This is a genomic window from Pseudomonas sp. R43(2017) (assembly GCF_002112345.1).
In the GTDB taxonomy this organism is placed as follows: Bacteria; Pseudomonadota; Gammaproteobacteria; order Pseudomonadales; family Pseudomonadaceae; genus Aquipseudomonas; species Aquipseudomonas kribbensis.
This window is the reverse complement of record NZ_NEHJ01000001.1, coordinates 857,198-877,055: the sequence shown is the minus strand read 5'-3', so window position 1 is coordinate 877,055 and position 19,858 is coordinate 857,198. Positions and strand designations below refer to the sequence as shown.

At 61.6% G+C, this 19,858-nt stretch carries 19 protein-coding genes and 1 tRNA gene; 14 read left to right on the top strand and 6 right to left on the bottom strand.

Features of this window, described 5'->3' with window-relative positions; genetic code table 11:
- The first annotated feature begins 114 nt into the window (after positions 1 to 114).
- The 11 genes from CAG02_RS04050 (at position 115) to CAG02_RS04000 (ending at position 13,910) form a co-directional block, all read left to right on the top strand.
- The gene (locus tag CAG02_RS04050; protein WP_085708450.1) at positions 115 to 2,319 is read left to right on the top strand and encodes a TonB-dependent siderophore receptor; all 2,205 of its coding nucleotides are present in this window, start codon (positions 115 to 117) and stop codon (positions 2,317 to 2,319) included.
- 92 nt (positions 2,320 to 2,411) lie between these two features.
- On the top strand, positions 2,412 to 2,789 hold the full coding sequence (locus tag CAG02_RS04045) for a fe2+ zn2+ uptake regulation protein (protein ID WP_085708449.1): 378 nt from the start codon (positions 2,412 to 2,414) through the stop codon (positions 2,787 to 2,789).
- A gap of 195 nt (positions 2,790 to 2,984) precedes the next feature.
- The gene (locus CAG02_RS04040) at positions 2,985 to 4,037 is read left to right on the top strand and encodes an isopenicillin N synthase family oxygenase (protein WP_085708448.1); all 1,053 of its coding nucleotides are present in this window, start codon (positions 2,985 to 2,987) and stop codon (positions 4,035 to 4,037) included.
- Between the two features lie 27 nt (positions 4,038 to 4,064).
- Positions 4,065 to 4,874, top strand: coding sequence for a MetQ/NlpA family ABC transporter substrate-binding protein (locus tag CAG02_RS04035; protein ID WP_085708447.1), 810 nt, complete (start codon positions 4,065 to 4,067; stop codon positions 4,872 to 4,874).
- Positions 4,871 to 5,671, top strand: coding sequence for a methionine ABC transporter ATP-binding protein (locus tag CAG02_RS04030; RefSeq protein ID WP_085708446.1), 801 nt, complete (start codon positions 4,871 to 4,873; stop codon positions 5,669 to 5,671). The genes CAG02_RS04035 and CAG02_RS04030 overlap by 4 nt, the downstream gene beginning before the upstream one ends.
- On the top strand, positions 5,668 to 6,339 hold the full coding sequence (locus tag CAG02_RS04025) for a methionine ABC transporter permease (RefSeq protein ID WP_085708445.1): 672 nt from the start codon (positions 5,668 to 5,670) through the stop codon (positions 6,337 to 6,339). Before CAG02_RS04030 ends, CAG02_RS04025 begins: the two co-directional genes overlap by 4 nt.
- 8 nt (positions 6,340 to 6,347) lie before the next feature.
- Complete coding sequence (locus CAG02_RS04020) at positions 6,348 to 7,904, top strand: sugar ABC transporter ATP-binding protein (protein WP_085708444.1); 1,557 nt, start codon at positions 6,348 to 6,350, stop codon at positions 7,902 to 7,904.
- Positions 7,897 to 8,922 (top strand): ABC transporter permease, encoded by a 1,026-nt coding sequence (locus CAG02_RS04015; RefSeq protein ID WP_085708443.1) that lies wholly within the window; start codon positions 7,897 to 7,899, stop codon positions 8,920 to 8,922. Before CAG02_RS04020 ends, CAG02_RS04015 begins: the two co-directional genes overlap by 8 nt.
- 31 nt (positions 8,923 to 8,953) lie before the next feature.
- Positions 8,954 to 10,009: a substrate-binding domain-containing protein gene (locus CAG02_RS04010; protein WP_085708442.1), complete on the top strand. Its 1,056-nt coding sequence runs from the start codon at positions 8,954 to 8,956 to the stop codon at positions 10,007 to 10,009.
- A gap of 107 nt (positions 10,010 to 10,116) precedes the next feature.
- Complete coding sequence (locus CAG02_RS04005) at positions 10,117 to 12,504, top strand: TonB-dependent siderophore receptor (RefSeq protein ID WP_085708441.1); 2,388 nt, start codon at positions 10,117 to 10,119, stop codon at positions 12,502 to 12,504.
- Positions 12,505 to 12,545: 41 nt separating this feature from the next.
- Entirely contained in the window at positions 12,546 to 13,910 is a 1,365-nt protein-coding gene (locus CAG02_RS04000; RefSeq protein ID WP_085708440.1) for an APC family permease, read from the top strand.
- On the opposite strand, the gene CAG02_RS03995 is transcribed toward CAG02_RS04000, so the two are convergent.
- The 3 genes from CAG02_RS03995 to CAG02_RS03985 all read right to left on the bottom strand — a co-directional run bounded on the left by CAG02_RS03995 (position 13,907) and on the right by CAG02_RS03985 (position 15,887).
- Positions 13,907 to 14,368 carry a DUF3574 domain-containing protein gene (locus CAG02_RS03995; RefSeq protein WP_085708439.1) on the bottom strand — a complete coding sequence of 154 codons (462 nt, stop codon included), beginning with the start codon at positions 14,366 to 14,368 and terminating at the stop codon, positions 13,907 to 13,909. The genes CAG02_RS04000 and CAG02_RS03995 overlap by 4 nt on opposite strands.
- A 190-nt stretch (positions 14,369 to 14,558) precedes the next feature.
- The gene (locus tag CAG02_RS03990) at positions 14,559 to 15,590 is read right to left on the bottom strand and encodes an NAD(P)-dependent alcohol dehydrogenase (protein ID WP_085708438.1); all 1,032 of its coding nucleotides are present in this window, start codon (positions 15,588 to 15,590) and stop codon (positions 14,559 to 14,561) included.
- A gap of 51 nt (positions 15,591 to 15,641) precedes the next feature.
- Positions 15,642 to 15,887, bottom strand: a complete 246-nt coding sequence (locus tag CAG02_RS03985; protein WP_085708437.1) for a hypothetical protein — start codon at positions 15,885 to 15,887, stop codon at positions 15,642 to 15,644.
- A 163-nt stretch (positions 15,888 to 16,050) separates the two neighbouring features.
- Between CAG02_RS03985 and CAG02_RS03980 the strand changes: the two genes are divergently transcribed.
- The 3 genes from CAG02_RS03980 (at position 16,051) to CAG02_RS03970 (ending at position 17,670) form a co-directional block, all read left to right on the top strand.
- Positions 16,051 to 16,695: an ATPase gene (locus tag CAG02_RS03980; RefSeq protein WP_085708436.1), complete on the top strand. Its 645-nt coding sequence runs from the start codon at positions 16,051 to 16,053 to the stop codon at positions 16,693 to 16,695.
- 85 nt (positions 16,696 to 16,780) lie between these two features.
- Positions 16,781 to 17,122 (top strand): hypothetical protein, encoded by a 342-nt coding sequence (locus tag CAG02_RS03975; RefSeq protein WP_085708435.1) that lies wholly within the window; start codon positions 16,781 to 16,783, stop codon positions 17,120 to 17,122.
- 155 nt (positions 17,123 to 17,277) lie between these two features.
- Entirely contained in the window at positions 17,278 to 17,670 is a 393-nt protein-coding gene (locus tag CAG02_RS03970) for a DUF1801 domain-containing protein (protein WP_085708434.1), read from the top strand.
- Positions 17,671 to 17,720: 50 nt separating this feature from the next.
- Here CAG02_RS03970 and CAG02_RS03965 read toward each other — a convergent pair.
- From CAG02_RS03965 to CAG02_RS03955, 3 genes are all read right to left on the bottom strand, one after another.
- Positions 17,721 to 17,795: transfer RNA gene (locus CAG02_RS03965), tRNA-Gln, on the bottom strand.
- A gap of 228 nt (positions 17,796 to 18,023) precedes the next feature.
- Positions 18,024 to 18,230 (bottom strand): hypothetical protein, encoded by a 207-nt coding sequence (locus CAG02_RS03960; protein WP_085708433.1) that lies wholly within the window; start codon positions 18,228 to 18,230, stop codon positions 18,024 to 18,026.
- A 90-nt stretch (positions 18,231 to 18,320) separates the two neighbouring features.
- Entirely contained in the window at positions 18,321 to 19,784 is a 1,464-nt protein-coding gene (locus CAG02_RS03955) for a GDL motif peptide-associated radical SAM/SPASM maturase (RefSeq protein WP_085708432.1), read from the bottom strand.
- Positions 19,785 to 19,858 lie beyond the last annotated feature (74 nt).

Below are 19,858 nucleotides of genomic sequence, written 5' to 3'. Positions count from 1 at the left end.
CTCCGCGCAAACCGGTCGCCAAAAAAATTCCGACGACGCTGATACTTTTTCGATTGCTGGCTGGCAAATAGGAGTCATTACCATTTTCAGCCATTCGAGAAGGACCCCATCGTCATGTCTGTTGCACGTCGACCTTGCAGTGAACGCGCGTTAACCCTGGCTATTCGCACCGCCATGCTGAGTTCTATTCTGGCCGCAGGAAGCGCCACTGTCTGGGCAGCAGACCCCAATCAACCCGAGCAACAGGACACCGTCTCCACGGAAGGCCTGACGCTGGACACCACCAACGTCAACGCCAGTTACAACGGCGCGACTGCGTTGCCGGAAGTGCTCGCCGGTGGCCAGGTGGCCCGGGGCGCGCGGCTCGGGATGATGGGCAACAAGGACGTGATGGACACGCCGTTCAGCGTGACCAGCTACACCGCCAAAACCCTCGCCGACCTGCAAACGGTGACCGTGGCCGATGCACTGGAGCGCGATCCTTCGGTGCGCTCCACCGGGCAGACCGGCGGCATCGTCGACTCGTTTTTCATTCGTGGATTTGCGATCGGCGAGGGCAACCTCGGCGAACTGGCCTACGACGGTGTGTATGGCGTGGCGCCCAACTACCGGGTGTTCACCGAATACGCCGAGCGCGTCGAAGTGCTGAAGGGGCCGGGCGCGCTGATGTACGGGATTTCACCGAACAGCGGCGTCGGCGGCGTGATCAACATCGTGCCCAAACGGCCACTGGACGAAGATCTGACCCGTTTCACCGGCACTTACGCGTCCGACTCGCAACTGGGCGGGCATCTGGACGTCAGCCGGCGTTTCGGCAGCGAGAATCAGTTTGGCATCCGTTTCAACGGCAGCACCCAGGGCGGCGATACCGCGATCGACAATCAGCAGCGCGCACTGGACATCGGCGCCATCGCACTCGATTACAAGGGTGAACGGCTGCGCCTGAATCTGGATTACATCAGCCAGAAAGAGAGCTTCGACGCGGCCTCGCGCCCGTTCACCATTGCACCGGGTGTGAAGGTTCCTTCGGCGCCGAACGGCCGCACCAACCTGCCGCAGGACTGGGGCTGGTCGGACACCAAGGAGCAGTCGGCATTGCTCGGCGGCGAGTACGACCTCAACGACAACCTGACCGTGTTCGCCCACGCCGGCGGCGGTCGCTCCGACGTCAAGCGCATGTCCGACCAGGTGCCGCGAATCCTCAACGACGCCGGCGACACCAGCAACATCCCCGGCTACTACAAATTCAACGTCGATCGTTCGACGGCTGATGTGGGGATGCGCGCGCTGTTCGCCACCGGTCCGGTCACTCACACCACCACGATCATGGCGACCCGTTACCAGGACGAGTTGTCCCGGGGCATCAACAACGGCACGGAAATCCGCTCGAACATCTACCATCCGGTGGATGTGCCCAAGCAGTACATCAACTCGCCGAAAGTACTGCGCATTTCCGAATCGGAGCTGTCCGGTGTGGCGCTGACCGACACCCTCGGTTTTCTTGATGACCGGATCCAGTTGACCCTCGGCGTGCGCCGTCAGGACATCGAATCGCGTAACTACAGCGCATCCGGTTCGGTCAGTTCCCGTTACGACGACAGCGCCACTACTCCGCTGGCGGGCGTGGTGGTCAAACCGTGGGAAGACGTTTCGCTGTACTACAACTACGTCGAAGGCTTGAGCAAAGGTGACATCGCCCCCGGCACGGCAGCCAACTCCGGCGAAACCTTCGCCCCCTACAAGTCCAAGCAGCATGAAATTGGCGTGAAGTACGAGCACGGCACGTTCATGACCACGCTGGCGCTGTTCCAGATCGAAAAACCGAGCGGCGAAATCGGCGCCGGCAACGTGTTCTCGGTGCAGGCCGAGCAACGTAACCGTGGCGTCGAGTTGAGCATGTTCGGTGAAGTCGCGCCGGGCACTCGCCTGATGGGCGGCGTGACCTTGCTCGACGGCGAACTGACGGATTCGGCCACCGCTGCCAACCGTGGCAACAAACCGGTGGGCGTACCGGATGTGCAGGCCAACCTCTGGGCCGAGTGGGATACACCGTGGGTCGAAGGTTTCACCCTGACCGGCGGCGCGATCTACACCGACAGCCAATACGTCAATCAGGCCAACACTCAGGAGCTGCCATCCTGGACCCGCATCGACGCGGGCGCCCGTTACGCCACCAAGATCGAAGGTCGGCCGACGACGTTCCGCGCCACGGTGCAGAACGTGTTTGATCGTGAGTACTGGTCGGGCGTTGCGTCCTACGGCGCGTTCTCCCCGGGCTATCCACGCACGTTGCAGTTGTCGGCGACCGTCGACTTCTGATCGAGAGGGCGCACTTGATGGCGGGACCGTCGAGTGCGCCTTCTTCTATATATAGCTACGCACAGCGGCTGATCACAAAAAGGAGCATTCGAATGTTAACCAGCCCGGCATCGACTTCCTCTGGCAAACAATCGCAGTTCCCGTTGGCGAAAGGTCAGCGGGCCTTCGATTTCGAGCGCAGCATCAATGAGCACATCCGTGAACTGCTGCACTATTACGGACTGCGCACCAGCCTGATCCGGATCAAGGTGATCGATGCCTTGCTGGTGGCTGCACGTGAAGGACGCGCCGTTGGCGGGCGCGGGGTGCATGGCTATCTGCAGGCGTTTGTCAGCGGGATTCAGTTCGTCAGCGTGAGGGAAGTGCTCAAGCGTTTGTGCGAGGAGGGCGTTATCGTGTTTCAGCCGGACAAGAGCTACCGGTTTACCGGCGAGGCTTACGCATTGCTGGAGCAGCATGCCGAGCGCTGATTGCTAAGGTATTCAGCGTTGTTGATCCCGGGCCTAAGCTAATGCAAAAAAGATATTTGTTCGCGGTTTTATATATCGTTTAGTTTTGATTCATCAACGAATCAAAGCATCAAACCGACAGACCCCCGATTGCCATGACGGCACACGCTGAATCGATCACAGGCTCTTCAGGTTTGATTCACACGGGAGTGAATCATGCCGCATACCTTGGACATCACCGCATTACCAACCCTTGATCTGTCGCAGCTCGACGGTACGCCGCAGCAGCGCCAGGCCTTTCTCGATGACTTGCGTCACGCTGCTCGCGATGTCGGGTTCTTCTACCTGACCGGCCATGGCATCGACGCCAATCTTCTCAAGCAGGTTCAGGATCACGCCCGCCAGTTTTTCGCCTTGCCCGACAGTGAAAAAGCCGCTGTCGGGATGATCAATTCGCCGCACTTTCGCGGCTACAACCGCGCCGCTTCGGAGATCACTCGCGGGCAGCCGGATCAACGTGAACAGTTCGATCTGGGTGCCGAGCGTGAGGTTTTGCCGCTGACGGCCGACAGTCCGCTGTGGGCGCGTCTGCAAGGGCCAAACCAATGGCCGCAGGCGTTGCCGCAACTCAAGCCGTTGCTGCTCGATTGGCAGCAAGCGATGACCCAAATGTCTTTGCGCCTGCTGCGCGCTTTCGCCCAGGCGCTCGCGCTGCCGGAGAACGCCTTCGACCGGTTGTACGGCGACAAACCCAACGAACACATCAAGCTGATGCGCTATCCGGGGCAGTCCTCGGCGGCGAGCAATCAGGGCGTCGGCGCGCACAAGGATTCGGGGTTCCTCAGCTTCCTGCTGCAAGACCAGCATGCCGGTCTGCAAGTGGAAATCGAAGAGGGGCGCTGGATCGATGCTCTGCCACGGGACAACACCCTGGTGGTGAATATCGGCGAGTTGCTGGAACTGGCCACCAACGGTTATCTGCGCGCCACAGTGCATCGTGTGGTCTCGCCGCCGGCGGGGAGCGAGCGTTTGTCCATCGCGTTTTTCCTTGGCGCGCAACTCGACGCGGTGGTGCCGCTGTACCCGCTGCCGGCGGTGTTGCTGCGCGAAGCGCGGGGGCCGGCGAGCGATCCGCTCAATCCGCTGTTTCGTGACGTCGGCTGGAATTACCTCAAGGGCCGGCTGCGTTCGCACCCGGATGTGGCGCGTCGGTTCTATGCCGACGCCTTGCTGCCCGAACCAGCGGCTCGCAAGACCGCCAACGCCTGATCCATCACTCGCTAAAGGATTCTCCTCATGTTGAAAACAGCAGGTTTGACCCTGGCCGTCCTCGGCGCGCTGGTGACTTCGTTCAGTGCTCAAGCGCTCGAGCCGTTGCGGGTCGCGGCAGACCCCGTGCCCCACGCGCAGATTCTGGCGTACATCCAGAAGATCGATCCGCAACTGAACTTGAAGGTGATCGAAATCCCCCAGGGAGTGAACTCCAACGAGCTGCTGGTGCACGGCGATGTGGACGCCAACTACTTCCAGCATCTGCCGTACCTGCAGTCGCAGGAAAAGGCCCTCGGCGAAAAACTTGCAGTGGCGGCCACGGTGCACATCGAACCGCTGGGCATCTATTCCCATCGCCACAAAATCTTCGCCCAGGTGCCGGACAAAGGCACGGTCGCGGTGCCGAACAACGTCACTAACTTGAGCCGTGCGCTGTACCTGTTGCAGGACAACGGCCTGATCAAGCTCAAGCCCGGTTTCAATGACCCGGCGGCCGATCAGGCGACACCCAAGGACATTGCCGAAAACCCGAAACACCTGAAGATCCTCGAAATCGAATCGCCGCAACTGCCCCGCGCGCTGGACGACGTGGACCTGGCGGTGATCAACGGCAACTACGCACTGGAAGCCGGACTGGTGCCGGCCAGGGATGCGCTGGGGCTGGAGAAGGCCGAGCACAATCCTTACGCCAATATTCTGGTGACCACGCCGAAACTGGAAAACGATCCGCGCATTCAGCAACTGGCCAAGGACCTGACTTCGCCGCAAGTGGCCAAGTACATCGCCGAAAGCTTCAAGGGCTCGGTGATCCCTGTGGCGGATGCCAAGCCATGATCCTCGTCGAGCAGTTGAGCAAGACTTACCCGTCAGCGCCGACACCGGCGCTGGATCAGGTATCGCTGAGTATTCCCGATGGTGCGATCTACGGGATTCTCGGGAGCAGCGGCGCGGGAAAATCGACGCTGTTGCGTTGCCTCAATCTGCTCGAGCGCCCGGACGCCGGGCGGATTCTGCTGGATGGCGAAGACCTCACCGCGCTGTCCGACCGTGAGCTGCGCCGCCAGCGTCAGCGCATCGGCATGATCTTTCAAGGCTTCAATCTGCTGCATTCGCGCAATGTGTTCGACAACGTCGCGGTGCCGCTGGAAATCGCCAAAGTCGCCAAACCACAGCGTCATGAACGGGTTCGGGAACTGCTGGATCTGGTGGGCCTGAGCGACAAGGCAGAAGCCTTTCCTTCGCAACTTTCGGGTGGACAAAAGCAGCGGGTCGGGATTGCCCGGGCCTTGGCGGCACGTCCGGCGTACCTGTTGTCGGACGAAGCCACCAGCGCTCTCGACCCGGAAACCACCGCGTCGATTCTGGAACTGCTGCGCGACATCAATCGTCAGCTCGGACTGACCATCGTGCTGATCACTCATGAGCTGGACGTGGTGCGCTCGATCTGCGATCACGCCGCGTCCATGGCCAACGGAAGGCTGGTGGAGGCAGGGCCGGTCGCCAGACTGCGCGCCGACCCACAGTCCTCACTCGGCGCGTCACTGCGGCCCAGTTGCGGATTGCCGCTGGGGCACGACGCACCGGGCCTGAGTTTTCTGCGGCAATACGGCGTACGGGCGGCCCACTCATGAATCGCGTGATCGACTGGAATGAAATCCTGCAACTGGTGCTCAACGCCACCGGCGAAACCCTGTACATGGTGCTGCTCGCCGGGCTGTTCACCCTGTTGATCGGCCTGCCGCTGGGGGTGTTGCTGTTCATCAGCCGCCGTCAGGGTCTGTACCCGTTGCCCCGGATCAATCAGGCACTGGGCGCGATCATCAACCTCGGTCGTTCGCTGCCGTTTGTGGTGATGCTGATTGCCCTGATCCCGCTGACCCGTCTGGTGGTTGGCACCACGTTGGGCAGCACCGCCGCCGTGGTGCCGATCACCATCGGCGCCTTTCCGTTTTTTGCGCGGATCGTCGAGAACGCCCTGGACGAAGTCGAAAAGGGCCGCATCGAAGCGATCCTCGCCATGGGCGGTGACATACGCCATGTGATTGTCAAAGTGCTGCTGCCCGAAGCGCTGCCGGCCTTGCTGGCGGGCGTGACCCTGACGCTGGTGATGCTGATCGGTTTTTCCTCCATGGCCGGGGTCATCGGTGGCGGCGGACTGGGCGATCTGGCCATCCGTTACGGCTATCAGCGGTTCAACAACGAAGTGATGGTCGCCACCGTGGTGGTGCTGGTCATCCTCGTTCAGGGCGTGCAGAGCCTGGGCGACCGGCTGGTTCGTTCGCTGGCTCATCGACGTTAAGGAATTCTATGAGTGCGCCTGTCGCCGTGGCCTCCGAGCCACTGATTCGTGTCCGTGAACTGAGCAAGACCTTCGGCTCGAACCGGGCGCTGGAGCGGGTCAGCCTGGAAATTTTTCCCGCTGAAGTGGTGGCGTTGCTCGGCGCCAACGGTGCGGGTAAATCGACGCTGGTAAAGATCCTCGCCGGCAGTCAGTCGGCCGACAGTGGCGAGATTCAGGTGGACGGTCAGCCTCGGCAATTCAACTCGCCGCTTTCAGCGCGGCGGGTCGGCATCGTCGCGGTTCATCAGCAGATCAACGAGGGCATCGCACCCGGATTGAGCGTGGCGGAAAACCTGCTGCTCGATGAACTGTGCCGCCCGGACGGCGATTTCTGGCTCAACCGCAAACGCCTGCTGGAGCGCGCCGCGAACATCGCGGCCGGGCTTGGTCTGGTGCTGCCGCTGGAGCAACCGATCGAACACCTCGGCCAGGCCGAACGGCAACTGGTGGTGCTGGCCCGCGCCTTCGCTCTGCAGCCCCGGTTGCTGATTCTCGACGAACCGACAGCAGCGCTGTCGGATGCCGAAGCGCAGCGCCTGTTCGGTCTGATCGACACACTGTGCAGCCGAGGCGTGGCGATTGTTTATATCTCTCATCGCCTGTCGGATCTGCAACGGGTGGCGGATCGAGCCATCGTCCTGCGTGACGGGCAACTGGCCGGCGAATTCAGTGCGCGGCAACTGCCTCAAGCGCTGGAAGCCATGCTTGGTCAGGCGCTGGAGGCGCACGTCTACACGCCGCGAGCCGCCGGGCGCGAAGTGCTGAAGCTGCGCGAAGTGAAACTGTTGCCACGCACGCAAGCGTTTGACCTGACCCTGCACGAAGGCGAGGTGGTGGTGCTGACCGGACTGCTCGGCGCCGGCAAAAGCGAGATCGCCGAAGTGCTGTTCGGTCTGCGCAAACCGTTGTCCGGGTCATTGCAACTGGACGGCGCCGACTGGCAACCGGGCTCACCTCGGGAGGCGATCCAGAGCGGCGTGTTCTTCGCCGCCGAAGACCGCGCCAGCCAATCGCTGGTGCCGGATTTTTCATTGCGCCGAACCCTGACCTTGCCGTTCCTCGAGCGTTTCACCCGTGGCGGTTTCATCCGCAATCGTGCCGAAGCGGCAGCGGTGGAGGCGCAAGTCGCGGCGCTGGGGATCAAGACCGCCGGCATCGATGTGCCGATGAGCGCGCTGTCCGGTGGCAATCAGCAGAAAGTCGTGCTCGGTCGCTGGCTGCTTGGCGAGGGCAGGGTGCTGATCCTCGACGAGCCTTTTCAGGGCGTCGACGTACGTGCCCGACGCGAGATCGGCCAGCTGCTGCGCGACAGCGCCGATGGCCGCGCCACGCTGGTGATCTGTGCGGATGTCGATGAAGCGCTGGAGATCGCCGACCGGATTCTGCTGATACGCGATCACGCGGTGGTCGCCGAGTACCCGCGTGCCGGTCTGGATCGCGCCGTTCTGGTCGCCGCGCTGGCCGGCACCGATTCGCAAAGTTCTTTTGTTCAAGCCGCGCCAAGGAGTAGAGCGAGTGCCTGATTCGAGTTCCCTGTTGTCATCCGCCCCGGCGACGTCCGAGCGCTTCGTGCAGGCGCTGATTCGCTACGGCCTGCTGTGGGTGCTGGCATTGATCGTGGTGTTTTTCAGTGTGGCGGAGCCGGCGTTTTTGCGGGTCGGCAACCTGTTCAGCATCTTGCAGTCGGTGTCGATTGTCGCGCTGCTGGCATTGGGCGTGACGCTGACCATGGCCGTTGGCGGGCTGGACTTGTCCATCGGCGCGGTGGCGGCCATGAGCCTGATGATCGCCAGTTACGTGATGGTGGTGCTCGGTTGGGGCGCGGTGCCGGCGGTGCTGGTCAGTCTGGCCGGCGGCGCGCTGGTCGGGCTGCTCAACGGGTGGCTGATCGTGAAGATGCGCGTGCCGGACATTCTCGCGACGCTGGGCAGCATGTTTCTGGTGATCGGTGTGCAGTTGATCCCTACGGGCGGGCGCTCGATTGCGGTGGGCATGACCCTGCCCAATGGCGACGAAGCCGAAGGCACGTTCAGTGCGCTGTTTCTCGCGCTCGGCCGTGGGCGGCTGTGGGACATCGTGCCGATTCCGGTGCTGATCACGGCGGTTGTCGCGCTGGCGGTGTGGCTGTTTCTCGAGCGCACGCGCATCGGCCGGTTGTTCTACGCGATTGGCGGCAACGAGCAGGCGGCGCGTTTGGCCGGTGCGCCGGTGCAGCGCTTCAAACTGCTCGCTTACGTGCTGTCGGCGCTGCTGGCCTCGCTCGGCGGAGTGCTGTTGGCGGCGCGGTTGGGGCGCGGCGATGTCAGCTCCGGCAACGGTCTGGTGCTGGATGCACTCGGCGCCGCGCTGATCGGTTTTGCCGTGCTCGGGGCGAAGAAGCCCAACGCGTTCGGCACGCTGGTCGGTGCGCTGCTGGTGGCGTCGTTGCTCAACGGCCTGACCATGCTCAACGCACCGTATTACGCGCAGGATTTCGTCAAGGGACTGGTGCTGGTGCTGGCCCTGATGTTCACCTTCGGCCTCGCGCATCGGGCGCGCTGAGCCGGTTCATTGATGCTTCAAGGAAAGATCCATGCACGGTTCAATCAAGCAGTTCGCACGTCAATGCCTCGCCGGCGCCTTGCTTTCGGCACTGGCGCTCAATGCCCAGGCCAAAGCCTTGCCGGGGGCGCCGGCACCATTCGATAAAGGTCAGGTACAGATCGCGCTGGTGGGGTATCTGTTCTCCGGGGATTTCCCTGAAGCCTACCTGCGCGGCGTCGAGAAACAGACCGAAGCACTGGGCGCCAACCTGCGGGTATTCGATGCCCGGCAACAGGCGGCCAGTCAGGGCGAAATGATCGATCAGGCAGCCGACCTTGGGGTGGACGGGATCATCGTGCAACTGGGCCTGGCCGAAACCCTCAAGGGGCCGATTGACCGTGCGCTCGCCAAAGGCATCAAGGTCGTCGCGTTCGACGTCGATTTGAACACACCGCAAGTGACTCAGGTCGAGCAGGACCACCACGCACTGGCGCGTCTGGCACTCGATCAAGCGGTGAAGGACAACGGCACCCGCTTCGACGCCGGCTACGTCTACATCAGCGGTTTCACACCGATGGAGCGTCGCGACGAGATCTGGAGCCAGGTCAAGGCGAGCAATCCGGGGATTATCGAGAAGGCCCGCTTCGGTACGCTCAATCCGCCGATTGCCAATTCCGTAGCCGATCAGGCCAGCGCCGTGCTGCGGGCCAATCCGGGGATCAGCGTGATCTTCGCGCCCTTCGACGAGTTCGCCAAAGGCGCGAAGATCGCCGTCGACGAGGCAGGTCTGAGCAGCAAGGTGAAGATCTACAGCGCCGACATTTCTACCGCCGACATTCAAATCATGAAGGAACCCGACAGCGCCTGGGCGGCGACGGCAGCGGTCAATCCGCAAGTGGCCGGGGCGATCAGCGTGCGCAGTCTGGCGCTGCTGATCGCCGGCGAGAATCCGGGGCACAAGGTGCTGGTGCCGCCGACCTTGATTACCCGCCAGCAGTTGCTGGATCTGGATGTGAAAAACGTCCGCGATCTGGGGCAGAAACTGCCGTCCTTCGGTGATACCGCCAACGTCGCGCGGGCGCCGTGGATTCCTGTGGCGAACTGAAAATCCCAACACCCAAAAACTACAGCAGACATTTGCCGTGCACTGACTGACGACTCCTTTTTTGTCGGCAGCGGACGGGTATTAGCTGCGATAAAAGGAGCTGTCACATGATTCACCGTTCCCGTTCATTACTGGCTGTCGCTGTTGTCAGTGCGATCTGGCAACTTCCCGCGCAAGCCGAGGACATGTCTACCCACGTCGACGATGACACACGGCTGGGCACCGTGCTGGTCACCGGCACCCGGGGCACTGCGCGCACGGTACTGGATTCGCCAGTGCCAGTGGATGTGCTGACCGCCGAAGACCTCAAGTCCGCCGGTGCCGCCGACGGCGAACTCGGGGCGGCGTTGCAGACGCTGTTGCCGTCGTTCAGCCTGCCACGCCAGTCCAACTCCGGCGGTGCCGACCATGTGCGTGCCGCACAGCTGCGCGGCATGAGCCCGGACCAGGTGCTGGTGCTGGTCAACGGCAAGCGCCGGCACACCTCGGCGGTGGTCAACGATTCGTCGAAAATCGGTCGCGGCACGGCGCCGGTGGACTTCAACTCGATCCCCATCAGCGCCATCAAACGCATCGAAGTGCTGCGTGATGGCGCGGGTGCGCAGTACGGTTCCGATGCGATTGCCGGGGTGATCAACATCATCCTCGACGACGCTCCCGAAGGCGGTGAAATCTCCACCAGTTACGGTGCGTATCACACTCATCAGGACGCCATCGACCGCACCACCACCGACGGCCAGAACAGTGTGACCACCGCCAAGATCGGCACCCGACTTGGCGAGGAGGGCGGGTTCATTCGTGGCGGTACCGAGTACAAGAATCGCAACCCGACCAACCGCGCCGGCTTCGATGGTTTTGCCGACACGCCGGGCCAGCGTAACTACGTGATGGGCGATGGTCTGGCGCGGGACGTGAACCTGTGGTTCAACGGTGAGCTGCCGGTGGCCGGCGGCAAGGCCTACAGTTTCGGCACTTACAACCAGCGCCATACCACCGGCGCCGAGTTCTACCGTTATCCGTCGGAGCAGCCGCAGTTCTACCCCAACGGCTACCTGCCGCAATCCCTTGGCGACAACACCGACATTTCCGCCACCGCTGGTTTCAAGGGCCTGATCGGTGAGGACTGGGACTTCGACAGCAGCCTGACCCATGGCCGCAACCGCTTCGAATCGGCTACCCGTCGCACCCTCAACGTCAGCCTCGGTGCGGACTCGCCGACCCGTTTTGACACTGGCGATTACGAGCTGCGCCAGACCACGGCCAACCTCGATTTCAATCGCGAACTTCGCCTCGGCGGCCGCTCGTTCGTCCTGGCGCTGGGCGGTGAATATCGCTACGAGAACTACCTGACGTTTGCCGGTGACGAGGCTTCTTACATCGGCTCCGGGGCTGATGGCGCCAACGGTTTGCGCCCGAGCGAAGAGTCGGATCTGGACCGCAACGTGTTTGGCACTTACGCCGAATTGTCCGGGGATCTCACCGACCGGTTCTTCGTCGACGCCGCCACCCGCTGGGAGCATTACGACGATGCCGGCAGCAAACTCACCGGCAAGCTCAGTGGTCGCTACAAGCTGACCGAGCAATGGGCGGTGCGGGGCGCGGTATCGAACAACTTCCGTGCACCTTCGCTGGCGCAGAGCGGTTTCCAGAACACCACCAGCAACTTCGGCGAGGGCGGCACGCTCACCGATATTCGTGTGCTGTCGGTCAACGATCCGATTGCCCGGGCCCTCGGTGCGCAGAAGCTCGATCCCGAAACCTCGAACAACTACAGCCTCGGCCTGACCTTTCAGTTGAACGAACGCTTCGATGCCTCCCTCGATGTGTTCCGCATCGACGTCAAGGATCGCATCACACTGTCCCAGCGCATCGGCAGCGACGCCCTGGAAAGCTACATCAATGACAATTTCGGTGTGCCGGGCGTGCACGACGTGAACTTCTTCACCAACGCCGCCGACACCAGCACCCACGGTGCGGAACTGGTGCTCAACTACCATCAGCCGTTCTACGAAGGGCAACTGGGCCTGACCACCGCGTACACCTATAACCACACCAAGGTCACCAGCACCAAAGGTACGCCGTCGCAACTGACCGCATTGGGGATCGGCAACGATGCGCTGGTGGGCGTCGAGGAAACCAACACCCTGACGGATGCGGCCCCCAAGGATCGTTTTGTGTTTTCCGCCAACTGGGCCAGCGAACACTGGGGCTTGCTCGGGCGCCTGACCCGACAGGGCGAGACCACCCGGGTCTTCGATTTCGGCGATTCGCAGCCCGAGCAAACCTATGGCGCGGTGTGGCAACTGGATGCCGAGGTGACCTACAAATTCACCCCGAAATTCAACATTACCCTGGGCGGCAACAACCTGACCGACAACTACCCGGAGCGCTCCGGCTCGGCCATCAACTACGGCGGCAACCTGCCGTATGACGTGCTCTCGCCGATCGGCACCAACGGCGCTTACTACTACGCCCGCGCCACTTACGGCTTCTGAGATTTGCCGCCATGGATGGCGGACCCGCTGCAGGATCACGCATGAGTAAAACCAACGGCCCTCAACGTCATTTGCCGGTATTCCAGGCGTTGCTGATCACCCTGGGCATGGTCATCACCACCGATATTCTCAAAACCGCGCCGACCGTTGCCTTGAACGTCGGGCCGGAACATTTCTATTGGGTCTGGGTACTCGGCGGATTGGCGTCGATGGCCGGGGCCCTGTGCTTCGCCGAGATGGCCACCGCGTTTCCGCACCCGGGCGGTGACTATCATTTCCTGCGCACCGCTTACGGCGAGCGCATGGGTTTTCTGTTCGCCTGGTCGCGCTTCTCGGTGATGCACACCGGCTGGATCGCGTTGTCGGCGTTCATGTTTGCCGACTATTTCAACGCGGTTTTTCCGCTGGGAGAGTACGGATCGGGGCTGTTTGCCGGCGCGATCATTGCGGCATTGGTGCTGCTGAATCTGACGGGCAAGCACATCGGGTTCATCACCCAGACCGTGCTGGTCGGGTTGCTTGCCGTGGGCTTCCTGAGCATTGCCAGTGCCGGGGTCTGGCTGGCGTGGCAAGGGATCGAACCGACGCTGCCCAGCGATCCGGTCGTGCCCGAACACACCGGCGCGGCAGGGTTTTCCGCCGCGATGATTTTCGTGTTTCTGGCCTTCGGCGGCTGGAGCGATGCGGCGACGTTGTCTGCTGAAGTGCGCGATGGGCGGCGCGGAATATTTGTCGCCATGCTCGGTGCGCTGGCGGTGTTGATGGCGATCTATCTGGCATTGAACTGGGCGTTCGTCCAGGGGCTGGGGTTCGAAGGGCTGGCGGCGAGCAATGCGCCGGCGGTGGCGTTGTTGAACCGTGCATTCGGTGCGCCGGGCGTGATGCTGATCCTGCTGATGGTCGGTATCGCGGCCATCGCCACCATCAATTCAACGCTGTTGGTCGGTGCCCGCACAACGTATGCCGCTGCCCGGGACGTGCCGCATCTGCGTCGCTTCGGCGAGTGGGACGAACGCGACGGCGTGCCGCGCAAGGCTTTGCTGGCCGAGGGTTTTGTGGCGTTGTTGCTGGTGTTGTTCGGCAGTTTTACCCAGAGCGGTTTCAACACCATGGTTGAGTACCTGACGCCGGTGTACTGGTTGTTCCTGAGTTTGAGCAGTCTGGCGTTGATTGTGCTGCGCAGGCGCTTTCCCGAGGTGCCACGACCGGTCAGGGTGCCGCTTTATCCGTTGTTGCCGCTGCTGTTCTTTGGGTTGTGCATTTACATGCTGTATTCCAGCGTGACGGTGGTGGGGTTGGGGGCTTTTCTGGGAATTGGGGTGTTGCTGGTAGGGGCGCTGGTGCTGGCGGGGTTGAGCCGCCTGGTGTCGACACCTCGGCAAGCTCTGCAGCAGACGGCGGATTAGAACGAAACCTGGGCCGGTTGCGACAAACGCAACACCGACAAATCCCCCGTAATCCGCTTATAAGCCAAACGAATCGCCTCAATATCGCTCTCACGTTTCGGCCCGCTTTCATGCAGGATCACGATCACCTTGGTCGTCAGTCGCTCAGGCACTTTCGCGTCATGGTCTTTCCACTGCCCGTAGGCGTCCAGCACGGTGAAACCGTCAGGGAAACGTGTCGTCACTTCCTGATCGAGAAACTCCCGCCAGCGCGCCGGGCTCACCACACCTTCCTTGCCTTCTATCGGCCCCACCGAGAAGTACAACTCGGTGCGAACCCACTGCGCCTGGGCCGGGCGCGTGGCATCGCCTTGCAGGGTTGAACTGGCGGGATCTTTGGTATGTACGGAGGAAGGAGGAGGCGTGGCACAACCGCTGATTGCCAGAAACAGTGCAGCCACCAACAGGCTTTTTTGCATGGAACGTCCCTTTTTATGAGTTGAGTGCAGGCGCGAGCCATCATAAGGGGCATCAGTAATAGCGATAAAAGATTAAAAAATGGCCGTCAGCTTGATTTACGGAATAAGGAGATCAGCGAGAAAACCATGAAACAGCGTTTTCTCCGGGCACAAAAAAGGCGCATGAGCGGTTAACTCATGCGCCTTTCATTCATTTGCGGGCGTTCAACACAATCCGATACCGCGCCTTGCCACTGCGCAGATGATCGACGGCCTCATTGACCTTGCTCATCGGAAATTCCTCGACCTGCGGCAGGATCTGATGCCGTGCACAGAATTCCAGCATGGTCGCCGCCGTGGCGGGCGAACCTACCGGTGAGGCTGAGAGGGACTTTTGCTGGGGGATGAGATTGAACACGTGCACCGGAATCGCATCGGGCACGATGCCGACGAAGTGCAGCCGACCTTTGCCGCGCAGGGTGGCGAGCATCGCCGTCCAGTCGAGATTGGCGTTGGCGGTGATCAGCAGGAAATCCAGCGTTCCGGCAATCGCCTTCAGCGCATTGCTGTCGGTGGACGCGACAACCTTGTGGGCGCCAAGGCGTTTGGCTTCGTCCTGTTTGCTCAGCGACGAGGTGAACGCCGTGACGTCGCAGCCCCAGGCATTGAGAAAGCGCAGCGCCAGATGACCGAGGCCGCCGATGCCCACCACGCCGACCCGGTCCGTCGGCTTGATGTCGAACTCCACCAGCGGGTTGAACACCGTGGAGCCGGCGCAGAACAACGGGCCGGCGAGGGCGGGGTCGAGGTTGTCCGGGAGTTTCAGCGCCCAGGCCCAATGGGTGCGCAAACGATCGGCGAAACCGCCGTGGCTGCCGATGATCGTGGGTTTGGCGGTGGCGCAAAGGTGATGGGAGCCGCCGATGCAGGACGAGCAGTGCATGCAGCTGCCCTTGTACCAGCCGATGCCCACCCGCTGGCCGACTTCCAGTCCGCGCACCTGCGGGCCTGTACGCACGATACGGCCCACCACTTCGTGTCCGGGAATGAACGGGTATTGGCTGATGCCCCAGTCGTTGTCGATCAGCGACTGGTCTGAGTGACAGACGCCGCAATATTCCACGGCGACTTCGACTTCTTCATCCCCGAGCGGGCCGGGATCGTAACTGTAACGCTCCAGCGGAGCGCCGGCCGAGGTGGCGGCCCATCCGGTAAACGTCGTCGGTTCGGTGTTATTGCTCACAGGACACCTCCAGGTCTGGCGCTGCGGGCGCAGCCTGAAGAGTCTAGCGGGTCATCGCGTATGCGCGAGCCAGGTGTCCAGCACGCGCCGGTCGAGTTCTTCCCAGTCCGCCATGCCCAGCACTCGCGTGGTGTTGAGGCCGCGCAGATAGCCGCGCAACTGATTGGCCACGGCCCGTACCGACTCCGAATCGTCCGCCGGCTGGCCCAGCACGGTTTCGTATTCGACGAGGTATTCGGCCACCCGGTCGCGGAATTCGGGCAGGACGGCATCGCGGATCAAATCAAAGGTACGCACGGAAAATCCTCATTTGTTTTCGTTGTGATCGAGTGTGCAGCAGTCTGCACGCTGCGCAACTATTGGTTCAAGTAATAGTGACCATCAAGAAACGCAAGTTCTGCTTTGCGGCCGACAGGCGGAAAATCGCCTCCATCGAAACGCAGCTCAAGGAATTTGCGCGATGAAGACTCTGACCCGACTGGCTTTGGTCGCCCTGCTGATGGGCGGGGTAGCCACCACTGCACCGACTTACGCAGCCGACGCCGGTACGTGCCATTTTCTTCCAATCGGCGGCACCAGCAGCGGACTGCAGCATTCGCAAACCGTGGGTGTGCTGTACAGCGAAAACACCCTGGAGAACCAGCAATACCTGGAGCGCTACCACGACGTGGCGGTGAACGGTGCCAAGGATGCGCTCGATGCGCGGATTCGCGAGGCCTTCGTCAACAGTTCCGACCCGGAACTGGCCATCGACTGGTTGATGAGTTCGCTGCAACAGCAGTTTCTCTCGGTGACGGTCTACGACAACCTGGATCAACTGGTGCAGGCCCATCCCGACGTGGTGGTGATGCTCGACACCCACAACCGTCTATTGACCCAGCGTAACAGCCAGGTAGAAGCGCGCTTCGCCGCACGCTTCTACGACGCCAACCTGCAATACATCGGCAAGGCCGAAGGTGCGGTGGAGAAACAGCTGCCGTCGGTGTGGGTTCACAACAAGGCCGCGCCCGAGATTGCGGCCCAGATCGAAAAACAGCGCGACCTGCAATTCAGCGCCTTGAAGCAGTTCGATGATTCGCTCAAGGCCCTGGTGAGTGCAGGCTGAACACTCTTATTAAAACCGCAACGGCAGCGCCCGTGACGCTGAACGTTGCTTGAGAACCGGACCTTTTATTTTCAGGATCTTATCCATGCGTGCTTTTTTTATCCCTGCCATGGCTTCTGCCACTTTGCTGCTGACCGCTTGCGCCTCTGCGCCGAATGACCCGACGCTGACCTTGCAGACTCACAAGACCCCGGCCCAGTACGCCGAATGTGTCGTGCCGAAACTGCAGAACAGTGCGATGAACCCGACTGTCTCCCAGACTCAGCGCAGCTACCGGATCGTGGTGCCGAGCAAAGTGTCGGCGGACAACGTGCTGGAAGCCTACAAGGCGCAGGACGGTGGCAAGGTGTTCTTGTACGAGCGCCACTTGCTGGCGTCGAGTTTCATGCCGTCGAGTTTTGAACGGGCCGCCCAGGAGTGCCTGTAACGCCCGACGGTCAACGCTTTTGACGATGCTCCTTTGGTTGGCCGCAACCAACCAATTCCTTTGCCCCGCACCTTGCGGGGCTTTTTTTTGCCCGGCGTCTGGCGCAGTCGGCGCTACGCTGGATAGCGGACAAGGTTTTTCGGGAGAACAAGGATATGAAGAAGGACAGCAGCGGCGCGGCAACCGGGAGTCCCTCGGCGCTGATCGACGCAAGAATCAAGGAACTCAACGACTGGCGCGGCCAGAAACTGGCCGAGATCCGCGCGACCATTCACGAGGCCGATCCGGAGATCGTCGAGGAATGGAAGTGGCGGGGCGTTCCGGTCTGGTCACACAACGGCATCATCTGCACCGGGGAAACCTACAAGGCCGTGGTGAAAATGACGTTTGCCAAAGGCGCGGCGCTGGAGGATCCGTCGGGATTGTTCAATGCCAGCCTTGAAGGCAATACCCGGCGGGCGATTGATGTTCACGAAGACGACGAAATAGATGCAAAGGCACTGAAAGCGCTGGTGCGTTCGGCGATTACGTTGAATTCGAAAAAGTGATTTGCCGTAGAGGCAGAGATGAAGCGGAGGAGGGTGAAACGAGGAAAAAATGGCAGGGGCGGCTGGATTCGAACCAACGCATGGCAGGATCAAAACCTGCTGCCTTACCGCTTGGCGACGCCCCTGTAGCTATTGTGTTCAGTCCCGGGAGGACCTCTGCAACAGTGGGCGGCACTTTACCAGCGCTCTTGCGTTCTGGGAACCCCTGAAGCAAATAAATTTCATGGAAAACAGCTACTTATTTCCCCGACGGCATCGCCAGTCAGGTTTTTCGGGCTTTTTAGCGATCGCCATGAAAGCCGGCGCGACTGCTGTAGCCCGAAAACCTGGCAAAGATCCGCATCGGCGAATAATCAGTTGCCGTCCGCAACCTTGCGTTCGATTTCGTCGATCTTGCGTTGCAACGCTTCAGCGTCCTGTTCTTTGGTGCGAGTGGACGAGGGCGTGATGACCTCATCCACGCCGCGGGTGTCGTCGTCCCGGTCCTCAAGATCGCGTTTCACCACATTGACCGGTTTACCGGACGTATCCGTGGGTGGGGCTTTGCTGTCGTTGTTCATGGCGCTGACCTCCGTTGGCTTAAACGTTGGATGCAGCGCCATGGAACGAGTTCGAGATTTTTCGCGGTGAGCGGTCGGACGGCAACCGTCTCAGCTCAACGTACTCGGTGCCACCCCCAGCAACCCCGTCAACGTGTTCATGATCGCCTGCTGACGGGCCCGGTCGGTCTGGTGCCTGGCCTCCGCCGCCGCGACGTCGGCGTGGCAGTGTGGGCAGATCGATTCGTGGGGATGAATGTACTGCAGGCAACTGCGGCACAGCGCCAGTTGCACTGGGATGCGTCCTTCCTCCGGCGACTTCTGGCCCTGATTGATCCAGGCGAGTTTGATCACCTGGCCGCTGTCGCTGACGCTGCTGACTTGTTCGCCGGTGTCGATGCGTTCGGTGATCAGGTCGAAACGGCCAACGGCGAAGGAGCGTTGTGCGGCGTCTTCGAGCTTGACGATGCGCTCGCGCAGTCCGCGCTTTTGCAGTTCCAGGGTGCGGTAATGGCAGTACGGGTTGTTGCCGGGTTTGCCCAGCAACGAGTGGGATGTCCAGGTGCAGCCGCCCCGGCAGACATCGTTGTAGTAGCAACTGCGGCAGTAGCCCCACAGATCGTCCACCGAGCGCAGGCGGCCGAAGTGGATGCCTTCGCTGTAGTGCCAGATGTCGTGCAGGCTCATGTTGCGCACGTTGCCGCCGGAGAAACCGACGGTCGCCAGTGACGGGCAGCCTTTCACCGTGCCGTCCGCTTCGAGCGCCAGCACGGTCTGACCCGCCGCGCAGCCGCTCCAGTGCACGCGCTCGTCACCGAAGCCGCGCCACAAATGTTCGTAAGGGCCGTAATAGCCGATGTTGTTGCCGACGTTCATTAGCAGGCCGCGATCCACGCCTTCGCGGTACAACCGCGCGAGCAGCGGCATCACTTCCAGCAATTGATAGGGTTGTAGCAACAGTTCCGGGTGATCCACGGCATTGCCCATGGCCACGGTGATCTGGATCTGCCAGTGGGTGGCGCCGAGTTCGATGATGGTGTCCATCAACTCCGGCAAGTCAGGCAGAGTCGCCGCACCGATCTGGGTGTTGACGCTCACCGCCAGCCCGGACGCCTTGGCCCGACGCAGGGTGTCGACCGCCTTGTCGAACGAACCGGGCACGTTACGCACCTTGTCGTGCAACGGCGCGAGCCCATCCAGAGAAATCCCGACTCCGTTGAGTCCTGCATCGACCGCTGCCTGCATCTTCGCCGGCGTCAGATTGCGTCCGCCGGTCTGGATCGCGCAGTACATGCCGTGGTCGTGGATGGCCTGGATCAGTTGCGTCCAGTCTTTGCGCAGATAGGCTTCGCCGCCGATCAGGGTGATCTCGCGGGTGCCGAGGGCAGCGAGGGAATCGATGACATCTAGGCATTCCCGGGTGTTGAGTTCATCGGGGCGTCGATGTCCCGCGCGTGAGCCACAATGCAGGCATTTGAGGTCGCAGGCCAGGGTGATTTCCCAGACCACGTGCACCGGCACGTAGCGTTTGAGATCGGTGTCACTGAGGTAGCGGGCAGGGCGGATGTCTGTCATGGGAGATCCTTGCGCACGGTCCTGTGCGCGGCACGATTGGACTGATCTCGATTCGCCGCAAGACCGGGCGAGGC